Here is a 13,598-nt window from a genome sequence, read left to right on the forward strand (position 1 = left end):
GTAAGCGATAGCCTCCTTTAATATCCTGATGGCGTAAAAAGGATTATCGACGGTAAGTTTGGCCGCATACACGTGGGAAATCGCCGTGGCCTGGGCGATGATACTCCGATGCAGGGTCGTTTTGCCGGCATATTTTTCTCCGATGGGCGATGTGCTGCGGTCGCACCCGAAGCGGGTGGCCCCGGATTTCTGGGCACCGGTGTTCATGTAGCCCTCGTTGTTGTATATCACCCAGGTAATGTCGTAATTTTCACCCAGGGCGTAATTGAAGGGGCCGTTGCCGATGTCGTAGATGGCACCGTCGCCGGCAAATACAATGACCTTGGTCAATACATCGTTGAAGCCGTTGGCGTAAGCCTGATCCAGAGCGAATTTGGATCCCAGCGCCGCGGCCGAAGCCGTACCAAAACCGTAATGGCCCGACTGGTAAATCCGAGCATTAAAAGGATTGACCAGCTCTGAAACCTGGTTGCAACCGGTGGCATTGATGGTGTAGATGGTGAAGCCACGGTCGATCATGTGCTCGATGGCCCGCTTGTTTTTATCCGACAGGACCTTAATGCCCTGATAAAACGTCTCGATCCCTTTGGGGCTGTTGCGCAGACTTTCCAGGGCGTAAAACGTCAAAAGATTAATGGTCCCTTCACCGCAGCCGGGACATAGGGTGTGCTTGCCCGGATACAGTTTGGAAAAAACAAACAGCACCTGGTGGTTGAGAGGCATGCGGTCCACATACTGGGCCGCATCATAGGTATTGTCCAAATCATGGTATTTTTCGGGAAAAAAGTCGTTGGGGTCTGCCTGGGCTTTGTCAACCATCTTGTAGGCATCCACCGGACAGACCTTATCACAGATCCCGCAGCCTTTGCAGCGATCTAATATAGCGTTGATGTTCAGTGCGAAACGCTCCCAGGGTATTCCCTTGGGCGGTTTTTTGAAAACCTTGAAATACGCAGCCGCACCTTCGGGAACAGGTTTGTCCGTGATGGTGGAGTGCAGGGCCGAATCCGGACACGCAGCCGCACACATGCCGCAGGCGATGCATTTGGTGGCATCCCAGACCGGCAGCTGGGTCCCCATGAAGCTCATATCCTTATATTTGCTGGTACCGGCAGGTACCACGGAGATAAACCGGTCCCAGGGAACCTTTTTTCCTTCCAAGAGCGGCTCCACCATTTCTTGACGAAACGTTTCCTGGAAATCCTCCATCAAATTCACCGGTTTGATGGTTCCCAGTTCATCCTTTGCAGTCATCGTAACCGCAAGACCGGCGCTTCCGTATTCCAGCCCGAAATCTTCGGGCTGGTGTGCCGTTGGCGTCTGGCTGTCGGATGCCGTTGAGAAGGCTTTAAGCCCCTGATCCGGTGTGGAGACGACCTGCTGAACACCTTCCCTTAGCAGGATAATGTTGGATTCGATAATCTCAAGTCCTTTTCTGCCCCCCAGCTTTTCCTGCATGATGCTTTTAAATCTTTTTTCAAAGTCATCGGGAGAAAATATTCCCGTTATTTTATTGATAAGACCCAGTATCATTGCGCCGGGCAGATTGCGCTTTAGATGGGTCAAGGCTGCCTTGGTGGCGTCTACTGCAACCAACTTGATGTTTCGGTCGGCAATCTGCCGGCGTATTTCCGCCGGAAACGACTCGAGAATCTCATTTTCCGTGCGGGGACTGTTGACAACCAGCAGCCCATTGGCATTCAATCCTCCCACATATTCTCGCAAAATCCCACCGGATAGAAACTTTTCGTTGAAAAAGGCCAGAACGTCTTGCTCGGTAAGTTCCGAAGCATTGTGAACCGGACTATCACCAATTCTGAGATACATGAATACCGGAGCACCCTTGCGTGCCGCGCCGTAGCGGGCACCGGACTGGATGTGGCGCCGACCGTTGTCGCCCCCTTCGGCATAAATCACCGCCGCCGTTTCCAGGGCGGTCTTGACACCTTCGGCACCGATGCCGATAAAGGTAAGGCCCAACTCCCGGTCTTTGTATTCGGGAAGCTCTGCCGGGCGCAGTGTATACGGGCCCTCGATACCTGAGAAAAAGTCCCGGACAAAATCGTTCCGCTTTTTCTCTAAACAGGCCTTCATGTTTTCTATGACCGCGGCGGCATCGTATTTGTTGAAATCTTTGCTGCCCAGACCGTAAACGCCGTGCAAAAGGGTGGGCATATAGTCGCGGGCGTAGACTTTGTGCTCATCCCTGCCTTCGCGATAGGCTCGCTGCGACAACTGTAATGCCACCTGCAGGTCGGCCAGCAGGAGCTGGCTGTGGACCATGCCGGTCCGCTCCATCACGGTAATAACCTTGGCGTTGCGCACACCGTAGGCAATCTCTTCGTAGCAGGGCGGGTTGAAAAGCACCGGTCGCACGATTCCCACTTTCAGGCCTTCCGCTTGCCGGTAGTAATCGACAACATCCTTGAGAACCCCGACGGCCGATCCCAGCACGACGACCACCATTTCGGCATCTTCGGTGCGGTAGCATTCGACCACTTTATGGTTGCTGCCCAAGATCTGATTCATCACATTCATGGAAGCGATAACGCCCCGTTTAATAAAGCGATAGGCAAAATCCTGGGCCACCTGGCCTTCCATGGTCAGATCGGTATCGGTGAAGGTGCCGGTGAGGTACTGTTGCTCGAAATCGGGCTGATAAAGCCGATTCGGGAGACCAACGAAATACTTCAGAAAGTCATCTGAAAGTAATTTTATGTCCTCCAGGGCATGCGACTTAATAAAGCCGTCACCGATCACCATAAACGGCAGCATTACCTGGCGCATCTCAGCGGTTTTAAACGCAATCGGCAGCAAATCGTGAAATTCCTGGTTATCTTCGGCCACAAGTTGAGCCCAGCCGGTATTGCGAACACCATAGAAATCGTTGTGGCCGCAGTGAATGCTTAACGAACCCTTATTCACCTCCCGGGCTTTAACCGTCATGACTACCGGCAGCCGTTTACCCGCCACAGAAAAAAGGTTTTTGGTCTTTAAAACCAGTCCCTGTGAGGAAGTGTTGTCCACGTAGCGCCCCCCCTGGCATGCCATGGCCTCTACGGCTACAATGGCCGACAGCTCGTCACTGGGCTGAAAATACATCAGTTCGGTGCCGAACAGATTTTTCTGTCCCTGCGCGGATGCCTTGGCAAAAGACTCGGCAATCGGTGTAGACGGTGTAATCGGATAGCCGCAGAGTCCGTCAACCAACCGGGTGAGAATGGAAAGCCCCGCATGGTTACCGTCCAGGATGGCCTCTTTACGCTGTTGGTACGCTTTCAATTTTTCTTCTGGAATGGTGGAGAGGTCAAACTCAAAAAGCTTTTTGGCATTAAACCGTTCCCATTCTTTATTCCAGTCCAACTGCAGGCTTTTCCATTTTCCTCTTTTCCTTTGGTAGGGAAGCCTTCCCATAAGGGCATCGATATCTATCTTTGGTGCCATGATTCGTATCTCCTTCAATGTTTTATAATGTTATCAAACCTATAGCCTGTCAGATTTTATTCGGCTCCGCCGTCACGACGAGTGGTCGGGCAAGGCCGTTAAAGCCGACTGCATCCGATAGAAACGTCTCCTGGAACTCTCCTAAGAGTCTGGAAAACCCTGCGTCTAGGCATAAAGGAACAGAAACTGATCCGGGCAAGTAAACACTTGCGCCTCTGGAAGGTGCAGCCGCGAAGGGAGGGTAGCATTCCTTTCAGGCCAAACATGAAGGCCCTCCTCGTTGGAAGGCCCGCAAACATTTGCTATTGTAAAGCAGATGTATGTAATGAAATACCGGCAAAAACAATTTTTGTCAATACTTAAATGTCTGTTAGTATTGAAGCTCCCTGCCGCACCGCTTTGTGCGGGATCCCACTCTGCTCAACAGCGCTCAACAGAGCTGCGGGGGATGCGCTTGCTGTTGCAGTTCAAAGTTAATCTATCGAAAGTCTGAAAATATCAAGTCTCAAAATGTATTGATTTTGGCTCCAAGTCTGTTATAGGTTTAATCATAATTGGGCAAATAGAAAGGGAGAAGCTTGCAGAAAAGTTAGGAGAAAATTTTCTTAAGCTTTTAGTTGATTTTGTATAACCCAGGTTGAGTCAAAATTTAATTGGGGTTGTATTTTCCAGACGTTAAAGGAGATTAAAATGCCAACAGAAAAGCTCGACATACGCTTTGGCGCTTTGGCCGTTACAAAAGAATTTATCACGCCCGCACAGCTGGTTGAGGCATTGAAAATACAAGTCAACGAAAATCTAAAACAATCTAAACATCGCCTTATCGGCGAAATTTTACGCGAAAAAGAGTATATAACGACCGCGCAAACTAATGCAGTGCTTGAATCAATGGATATTTTCGAAGCTTAAATATCAATGCATGTCAAACATTAAGATAGCAACGGGTTATATTCCCGGATCGATCGGTAGGGTTGCCGAACTTCATGGCACCTATTATCACTCCCACTGGGGCTTCGGGCACTTCTTCGAAGCAAAGGTTGCCACCGAACTTTCAGAGTTCCTCAGCCGATTCGACCAAAAGCGTGACGGTTTCTGGACCGCATTGCTGGAGGATCGTGTTGAAGGCTCCCTGACAATCGACGGTATCCACTTCGCAGATAAAGGAGCACACCTGCGGTGGTTCATCATGTCAGATACCTTGCGCGGAAAAGGTATCGGCAACCGGCTGATTAACACTGCTATCGATTTCTGCAAAGATAATGACTACAAGCGGATATACCTCTGGACTTTTGAGGGGCTGGACGCAGCCAAACATCTCTACCAAAAAACCGGTTTTAAACTTGTGGAAGAAAACAGAGGGATCCAGTGGGGTACGGAAGTCAACGAACAGCGATTCGAACTTCGGCTCAATTAGTTGAGACCTTTTGAGATCTCCCTCAGTCCAAGGGAATTTATTTGTCTTTGTCGAGCAGACGGACCTTGTATCCGGCCAAAGACAGCTTGCCGATAATCTGCTTTAAGTGTTCAAGACCGCGTGTCTGGAGCACAAACTCCACTTCCGCCGATTGCAAAGGCAGGTTCGTAAACGCCCGCTGGTGTTTAACCTCGATGATGTTCGCATCTCCAGTGCCCAGTAGCCGCGTAATTTCAGCCAGCGCCCCGGGAACATCCCGCACCTCAACATTGAGCCGCACCAACCGTCCGGATCGCACCAGGCCGCGCTGAATGATCGATGAAAGGATCAGCATGTCTATATTCCCGCCGGAAAGGATCAAACCCACCTTGCGACCTGCGAATCGGGCGCGATTGCTCATCATTGCGGCCAGCCCGACAGCTCCGGCCCCTTCCACGACCGTCTTTTCCACTTCGAGCAGGAGAAGCACCGCTTCCTCGATGTCGCCTTCCTCTACCTGCAAAATCTCATCAACACAGTCCCGCACGATCGGAAGGGTAAGCTGCCCCGGTTCTTTCACCGCAATGCCTTCTGCAATCGTAGAGGAACCGCATTCGATCGCAACTCCCCGGAGTGCCTGGAGCATGGCCGGAAAGCGCTTTGTTTGTACGCCGACGATCTCGACTGCGGGCCGCATTCCTTTGGCTGCCACGGCAACACCTGAGATAAGCCCGCCGCCGCCAAGGGGTACTAAAAGGACCTCCAGATCAGGAAAGGCCGCGAGCATCTCCAGGGCGATGGTCCCTTGACCGGCGATGATCTGCTTGTCGTCGTAAGGATGAACGATAACAAGCTGCCTTTTTGCGGCCAAACTCCTGGCAAACTCGCTTGCTTCTGTGAGCCCCTCTCCGTGAAGAATTACTTCCGCACCAAAAGCGCGGGTGTGTTCAACCTTAATATTCGGAGTAAAACGCGGCATGACGATTACGGCTGAGATGCCAAGACGTTGGGCATGGTAGGCAATCGCCTGGGCGTGGTTTCCGGCTGACATGGCAATCACGCCACTCTCTCGCTGTTCGGGTGTCAGGGAAATCAGCTTTACAAGGGCTCCGCGCTCTTTGAACGAAGCTGTGAACTGGAGGTTTTCGAACTTTAGAAACACCTGTGCTCCCGTGATTTCGGAAAGAATTTTCGAGGGGACACAGGGAGTATTGGCGATGCTGTTACGGATCTGCTCCGCCGCCTTTCGAATCTCATTCAGCGTAACTGTCATGGCATTTATCCTTGATGCTATACCCCAATTGAGCGAAAACGCTCAATTGAAAATTGTCAGGTGTCAGGTGTCGGGGGTCATAAGCGCTAAGTTGTTTTGTAACGTTCACAGGTTACATTTGTGCCGTACGGAATTGTTTTGAAAGATGAGCGTCGAATATCGAACATCGAACAGACTGAACATCGAACATCGAACGTCCAACGTTGAACATCGAATAATGATGTCGCTCCGCTCCTCAAATTATTTTATAACCGAAAAAAGCCAATACATAAACTTTTTCGTTAAATAATCTTCAATGTTCATCTTGCATTGTTTACCTTTTCTTCTCATTCACCATTCGATGTTGGACGTTCGATTTCGATGTTCATATTTTTTAGTAGACCTTCCACAGTCCATCCGGTGCAAAAATAACTCAGCGCTTATGGGGGCAGGGGTCAGGAAACAAATTCCATCTGAATTTTATAACGCCAGTCTAAATGAGAGATAACTCATAAAGCAAAACTCATTTTCTGCCCCCTGATCCCTGGCTCCTCCCTAATTGAGTTGCACTCAATTAGGGCCGGGTCAGTTCCCGGGCATACAGAAACGCTCCGTCGCGTTCTATCCACTGATCGCCCTGACGCTCCATGATCCACCCGCTGGCGTTTTTGCCCCCAAAAGGGAGCCTCAGCGGTGTAAAGGCAAAGTCGGGATTGTCGTGCACCATTCCGAAGTGCGTCTCAAAAATCGCCTTGGTCACGTCCGGCGGCGATCCGAAAAATGCCAATAAAAAGCCGTAGCGAGTCTGAATCAGCTCCGCCGTCGCCTGTGCGGGATCGTCAAAAGGCTTCAAAATCAGAAACGGGCCGAAGAGTTCAAGATCGGGTATCGAGGTGTTATCTCCCTCCAGAACCAGCGGATAAACCACATCGCCATCAATGGCCCCTGAAATTAAGCTCGCATCCGCGCACTTATCAAGGGCGTTGTGCAAAATTGACCGGGTCCGTTCCACTCGGATCGGACCAATGTCGGTTTCAGGATCTAAAGGATCCCCCACCTTCAGGCGCTTGACACCATCTAAAATCTGCTCGCGAACCGCAGGGTAAATGCTGCTGTGGATGTAAGCCTTTTTGAGCGTCGTGCAGTACTGGCCGCCGTTAATAAAAGCCCGGCGGGTTATAAAACTGCCGGCCGTCTTAACATCAGCATCTTCAAACACGACTGCCGCCGGCATGCCGCCCGGCCCGGCAAAAAACAGCTTATCAAAAGATTGATGCTGGCGCCTGTACACCTCCCCTACCGCAGATGCCCCGGAAATAAAGAGCACCCGAACGTCTTTGTCCTCCACGCAACGCCGGCCGAATTCACGGTTATTCAGGCCGACCACAGGCTCAAGGAATTTGAAGGGCCTGCAAATTTCACCTAAAATTTCAGCGGTTCGAGGCGTCTGGGAAGAAAGACTGAACCGCAACCGATTCCCGGTCAGAATAGTCGCACCCCCCAGGCGGGCCAGCACTACTACCGAAGCATCATAGGGAAAAATAGTTGCCACGGTCCCATACGGTTTGCCACTGTTCACCCAGGGAATCTCCTCTTCCATGGTTTGCAGATGCTGAACCGACAAATCGACCTCAATGGATGTAATCTTTACGGGAAATCCGGCATCATGGGCGGCAGCTTCCTGCAGATTCGATCTTTGACGGGCAAGTGCAGCGGCCAGCCGCCGGGTCTCTTCAAGTCGTGTTTGATATTCCTTATTTTGAATCATAGACTCCTTTCTAAATTGAGTTTTTGATTTCAATATGATATTAGTTAATTATTGGAGAGTTGCAATTTCATCTTCCTAATACATTAGTATCACAAACCATTAACCGGTGGCAACATGAACGCCAGAATAGCCATTATCGGAGCCGGGATAGCGGGCTTATCCGCAGGTTACAAATTAACCAAGACCGGATACGAACCTGTTATCTTTGAAAAGGAAGCTTTTGTCGGCGGACGGATGAGCTCGATAAACCTGGACGGCTTTATCATCGACAAAGCTGCTTATTCGATTCCGGCAACACATAAAAATTTGAGACGGTTTTGTAAGGAAATGGGCATGAAACGTTCCCTGGTTCCTACGTCCGGAACATATTCGACCTTCAGTGCCGGTAAAGAGTATAAAATCAAAATCGGATCATCCAAACAATTTTTTAAATCCGAGCTGTTTTCCACCAAAAGCAAGAAAGAAATCATCAAGCTCCTCTTATATGCGCGCTCATTGGGCAAATCACTGAACCTTGCTAAGCCGCGCAAAAAATCGTTTAAGCTGGAAGAACAATCGGCCGCCGAATACCTGTTTAACAACTATGACAAACAGATTCTTGAATACCTCGCTTACCCTCTTTTCTGTGAAATGTACCTGGGAACACCGGAAAATAATTCCAAGCTTGCTTTTCTGGCCGCTTTAAAAACTCTGCACCGCTTAAAAATCTTTGCCCTGGAAAAAGGCATGGGCTCGCTGCCCGAGCGTATGGCACGAACATTGGACATCAGACTGCAAACTCCTGTTGTCGAAATTAGCCGCACAGCCCCCCAGGGGCCTTTTGAAATTAAAACCGGCGGCGAAAATCCTGAAAAACACCTGTTCGATGCTGTAGTTTTTGCCGTCCCATCGCCTATCGTGCCTGAAATATATGCTGATCTGTCTGGAGCCTTGAAAGAACATTTTCTGGCCACTCTTTACGCGCCGTCTATTATTACCGCTCTGGCTGTCGACCGGCAGTACCCTGATACATCCTTGATTAACAGCCTGTTGCGGAAAGATTGCCGTGTGCTTGGAAATATTATTTTTGACCACCACAAAGGTCCCCACCGTGTTCCCGAAGGCAAGGGTCTGGTAACGGCGATCCTTTGCGAACAGGCCAGCCGCAAACTGTTTCATGAACCTAATGACGTAGTCATTAATGAAGTTTTGAAAGAAATGGATTTTCTTTTTCCCGGTTTTTCGGGCAGGCTGATATTCCCCAGAGTTTACCGCTGGAAATACGGTGCGGTTCAGCTGCGGTCCGGTTCGATATATAAACAGGATTCGGCTCGAAAAGCACTGAAAGACGAACTTTCTGATCTTTACTTTGCCGGTGACGGCCTGTACTGGTCGGCTCTTGAAATCAGCTTCAACACCGGTATCCAGGCAGCCAAGCAGATAATTAAAAAGATGGGGAAAAGAAAGCGTTCTAAATCCTAATGTCGCATATCATGCGCATTCACCATCTTTGTTCAGGCGAAATGGAAGGGTTCTTCAATCTGTAACCGTTCAGGGTTTAAAGGTTCAGCCGCTTACGCTGTAATGCCCAAGATTCCGTTTTCAGTAAAATCCGGACCGCGGCCAGATATCAGCAACCCTTTTTTTAACATCCTTTAACTCTGATTAAACAGACAGAAAGAACATTCAGTGAAAAATCAGAGGGTTAACTTTTTGCATTCCTCACCATGCAAGATTTGACGCCGATTGCCACGCTTGCAGGTCAAAGTCCTAATTGATCTAAATTGCAGTTTTGGGGAGACAGCGTCTCAGGAGGGAGAAATCCTGTGCGTAAATTACTTTGCGCATATAGGCAATATTTTCCTCGACTTCTTCAATATATAAGTTGCGCCCCTTGAAATGCACGGCAGCGTATTCAAACACCGCTTCAAAATCATGCTCCAGTCTGGGTTTTACTGTATATTTGTAGAAATCGGGAGTCTTGCAGAGCAGATCCTCCGCTGAAGCGTAGATTACGTTTTTAGTTCCATCACGACAGGTCTCTTCCGTCACGCCGCCTGCAACGAACTCCGGATAGAGGTAATCCCTGCATTTTTCTAAGTAAATCCGATCAGACATCTGGCCCAAATAATCCGCAGTGCCGAGGATATAGCCCATTATGCGTTCTTTCTTGTCAGCAAAACGCACCTTCTCTATCTTTACTTCGAGGCCGGTCAAAGATACGAGCCGGCAGGCGGCTTCAACCTGAGATGTCAAGCCCAGAATGGGTAGATAGCGCTTTATGAAACGTTGGCTTCGGCGGATATGAGAGGTCGTATAGCATGCTCCTGATGAATTCCTGTAATCGTATCTGCTGCGAATATATCCAGTATCGTGAAGCAGGCCGCTAATCAGGCCCAACAAGGCCATTTCAGAACCCAATTGCTCTTTGTATGGGTGGGACGCATCGAACCCGTCGACCATCCGGGCCATGGCCAGGACTGTCTCCAAGGTATGTCGCAAATCGTGATAATAGGTGTCGCACCCGTGGTGTCCCGGGAATTCGCCGCGAAAGAGCCGGATTACATCTCGAAAGACTTGCTCCACGGTGTTGTAGTCTGCCGGAGGATATCGATTTTGGAAGATACGCTTCACTTCAGCATTAACCGCATCCGGATCTTCCATATTAATCCGATCCGTCACATCGTAATCCGTTCGTCTTCCTTTACGTGCCGACCCACTATTTATTTTTATATTTACTGTTTTGCTTGGGCGTGTTGACAAAAAGCCCCCCTCAAATCTTTTTCTATTGTTGTACAAGTTAGTTCAGTATATATTAGATACAAACAGCATATTTGCAGAAATGCAAGTATTGATGGCGTCGTAAAAAGTCCCATCTATAGTTGAATTCGTGACTTTTTACGAATTCATCAAGTATTAACTCATATGATGCAATTAATGCAATTTTTATGCCAGACAAAAGTGCCTGTTAGGCAGGGTTTTTAAAAAGCTAAACAATGCTTTTGCATATATTTCTGTGCAAAACCCGCCGGAGAAAGATTAATTAGATTTGATGCCATGCATTACACAACAGGTTGCAATAATTTTAAAAATAAGATATCTAATGGAAAATACTGAATAATCGGGATAGTTTTATGCCATGGATATACACTTTAATGAAAAAAACTATGTAATCGAGCCTGAAAAATACGCACAGCTCTGCACCTGTGGAAACCGGCATCCGTTGATTTCGATCAAAATGTATTCAGGCACAGATGCGTATACACATCTTGCCAAAGATTGCCGCCCAGCGGTCGGCAGCGGGTCTGTTTTACTCGTTGACGACGAAAACACCCATAGGGCCGCCGGTGACAGGGTTGTAACCTGCCTGCAAGAAAATTCCGTCCGGCATCAGGTGATAACACTTCCGGGCGATACCGGCGTGACCGATCGTCTTTCAGAACGCATTAATGCTGAAAGCCGTCGACATGGATTAATTATCGCTGTCGGTGCCGGAACAATCAACGATCTTGGGAAATACGCCGCAGGAAAAAGAAATATTCCTTACTGGACGGTTCCCACCGCCCCTTCCATGAACGGTTATACTTCCTCCATTGCGGCCGTAAAGGTCAAGGGCGTTAAACGTACGCTGCCCGCACCGCCGCCCCAATTTATTTACGTTCATCCCGAAGTAATCCGGCAGGCGCCGATAAAACTACGTCAGGCCGGCTTATGTGACGCGCTGGCAAAATCCGTCTCGGACATTGACTGGCAAATCGAATCATTGCTCTTCAACGGCAGCTATTGTGCTTTGCCGTCGGCTATCGTTGCCGAATCGGAAAGTAGCTACATGGGACATCCGGAAGGCATCGTTCAAGGCAGTGAAAAAACAATCCTGGGGCTTTTCAAAGGGCTTTTGATCTCCGGTATTGCCATGAGCCTTGCCGGCTCCAGCGCTCCGGCATCAGGCGGAGAGCATTTGATTTCTCATTTTCTGGATATGCGCGCAAGCCTCACCAAAAGAACCCCCGAACTTCACGGTCTCCAGGTAGGAGCCGGCGTAATCCTTTCGGCCTCATGTTACCGCCAGCTGGCATTACTCAATGAAAAGGATCTGAAAAGTACCGCTGCATATGCCTTTAGTACCGCTGCCGGCCATATTCCTTCCGTGTGGGGCAATATGGCCACCGAGGTTGAAAAGCAGTTTTTTAAAAAACGCGAGCATCTTTTGGCCTTCGACAGGCTGCTGCCTGAAAACTGGCAGACGCTGAAGATGCTTTTTGGCAAGGTAAAAAAGCCGCAATTTTTTATCGACCTGATCCGGCGCGCAGGGTTTGAGATGACTCTGGAAGCGCTCAATCTTTTAAAGGATGAATTCCGTCTGGCTGCCTTAGCGTCCCGTACGATCCGGGACCGGATTACAGTACTTGATCTTGCGGCCCACACGGGTGTTCTCGAAGATGCGACCGCAGCGGCACTGGAACTGCTGACCTGAAAGCCGGCCGCCTTATCAACAAAAAGCTTTACTACAGACCTAGTAAATAATGACAGATTACGGGGAAAATTTTGTACAAAACGCTCCATTTCTAATCAAAGAGTTGGGTTCAAAGGTTCAATGTTCAAAGGTTCAGAGGTTGATCCCTCATTTAATTATCCCTATAGAATCAATGGTTTAGGAAAAAAACGCGGAGCGTTAACCCTGAACGCTGAACCCTGAACCTCCTAACCCAGACCGACCGGATGTCCAATTATTTTGCAATCCCGCAGTATATAAAGGTCTACGGTCATTTTTATCTGATGAATGACGAGGTCTGAAGTAACAATATGATGCTCAACACACCACTTCCCGCATTAAATGACATTGAAGGCCTCAAAGTTCCAAGTTCTTTTCCATTAATAGTCGACGCACATGTTCATATATTTCCAGAAGCTATTTTTAAATCTATCTGGAAATGGTTTGATGAATACGGGTGGCCCATACGTTACAAGCTCAGTGCTTCAAAGGTTTTAGAATTTTTATTATCTCGTGGTGTCGGCCATATTATCGCTTTGCAGTACGCGCATAAACCTGGAATTGCATATGAATTGAACCGGTATATGGCAAAACAATGTAAGCAATTTCCTCAAAAAGTTATTGGTATGGCCACGGTCTTTCCCGGTGAAGAGGGCATGGAAGATATCCTGAAAGCAGCTTTTGACTCCGGTTTGAAAGGTGTTAAACTTCACGCTCATGTGCAATGTTTTGACATGAACAGCGGGGAAATGGATATAATTTATGACCTGTGTTCTTCGCAAGCAAAGCCGCTGATAATGCATGTTGGCCGAGAACCAAAAAGTCCGGCCTATGCCTGCGATCCTTATTTAATTTGCGGAGCTGAGAAGTTGGAAAGCGTAATAAAAAATTACCCCAAGCTCAAAGTATGCGTACCTCATTTAGGAACTGATGAATTCCTGCCCTATAAGCAACTGATTGAAAAATACGATAACATCTGGCTCGATTCGGCCATGGTACTAACGGACTATTTGCCCAATAATAAGCCTTTGCCACTGAATGAAATGAGAGTTGACCGCATAATGTACGGGTCTGACTTCCCCAACATCCCTTTTGCATGGGATCGCGAGCTAAAATGGATTAACGCAGCCCGCCTGCCGGACAAATCCTTGGAGCTAATTTTGGGGAAAAATGCAATTGATTTTTTTTCAATATTCTCTTAAAGCCCGCCTTAATATTTTGCCCACGTTCGTTTTTGGCAGTTCGGCTCGAAATTCAATAAATTTTGGGA

At 48.6% G+C, this 13,598-nt stretch carries 9 protein-coding genes; 5 read left to right on the forward strand and 4 right to left on the reverse strand.

Annotated elements, in window-relative coordinates; genetic code table 11:
- A partial coding sequence (locus V3S16_RS15565) for a 2-oxoacid:acceptor oxidoreductase family protein (protein ID WP_413886576.1) occupies positions 1–3,444 on the reverse strand: 3,444 nt, incomplete at its 3' end.
- 690 nt (positions 3,445–4,134) lie between these two features.
- Between V3S16_RS15565 and V3S16_RS15570 the strand changes: the two genes are divergently transcribed.
- The gene (locus tag V3S16_RS15570; protein WP_413886578.1) at positions 4,135–4,353 is read left to right on the forward strand and encodes a hypothetical protein; all 219 of its coding nucleotides are present in this window, start codon (positions 4,135–4,137) and stop codon (positions 4,351–4,353) included.
- A gap of 10 nt (positions 4,354–4,363) precedes the next feature.
- Positions 4,364–4,858, forward strand: coding sequence for a GNAT family N-acetyltransferase (locus tag V3S16_RS15575; protein ID WP_413886580.1), 495 nt, complete (start codon positions 4,364–4,366; stop codon positions 4,856–4,858).
- Between the two features lie 37 nt (positions 4,859–4,895).
- Here the strand turns inward: V3S16_RS15575 and V3S16_RS15580 are convergent, their stop codons facing one another.
- Positions 4,896–6,110: a threonine ammonia-lyase gene (locus V3S16_RS15580; protein WP_413886582.1), complete on the reverse strand. Its 1,215-nt coding sequence runs from the start codon at positions 6,108–6,110 to the stop codon at positions 4,896–4,898.
- A 553-nt stretch (positions 6,111–6,663) separates the two neighbouring features.
- Positions 6,664–7,857, reverse strand: a complete 1,194-nt coding sequence (locus V3S16_RS15585; protein WP_413886584.1) for an aldehyde dehydrogenase family protein — start codon at positions 7,855–7,857, stop codon at positions 6,664–6,666.
- 114 nt (positions 7,858–7,971) lie between these two features.
- On the opposite strand from V3S16_RS15585, the gene V3S16_RS15590 reads away from it, so the two are divergent.
- Complete coding sequence (locus V3S16_RS15590; RefSeq protein WP_413886586.1) at positions 7,972–9,318, forward strand: protoporphyrinogen/coproporphyrinogen oxidase; 1,347 nt, start codon at positions 7,972–7,974, stop codon at positions 9,316–9,318.
- 297 nt (positions 9,319–9,615) lie between these two features.
- On the opposite strand, the gene V3S16_RS15595 is transcribed toward V3S16_RS15590, so the two are convergent.
- Positions 9,616–10,599, reverse strand: coding sequence for a hypothetical protein (locus V3S16_RS15595; RefSeq protein ID WP_413886588.1), 984 nt, complete (start codon positions 10,597–10,599; stop codon positions 9,616–9,618).
- Positions 10,600–10,975: 376 nt separating this feature from the next.
- Here V3S16_RS15595 and V3S16_RS15600 point away from each other — a divergent pair, with 376 nt between their 5' ends.
- Positions 10,976–12,310 (forward strand): iron-containing alcohol dehydrogenase, encoded by a 1,335-nt coding sequence (locus tag V3S16_RS15600; protein WP_413886590.1) that lies wholly within the window; start codon positions 10,976–10,978, stop codon positions 12,308–12,310.
- 329 nt (positions 12,311–12,639) lie between these two features.
- On the forward strand, positions 12,640–13,530 hold the full coding sequence (locus tag V3S16_RS15605; protein WP_413886592.1) for an amidohydrolase family protein: 891 nt from the start codon (positions 12,640–12,642) through the stop codon (positions 13,528–13,530).
- Positions 13,531–13,598 lie beyond the last annotated feature (68 nt).

It is taken from the genome of Candidatus Desulfatibia sp., from assembly GCF_036446775.1.
In the GTDB taxonomy this organism is placed as follows: domain Bacteria; phylum Desulfobacterota; class Desulfobacteria; order Desulfobacterales; family UBA11574; genus Desulfatibia_A.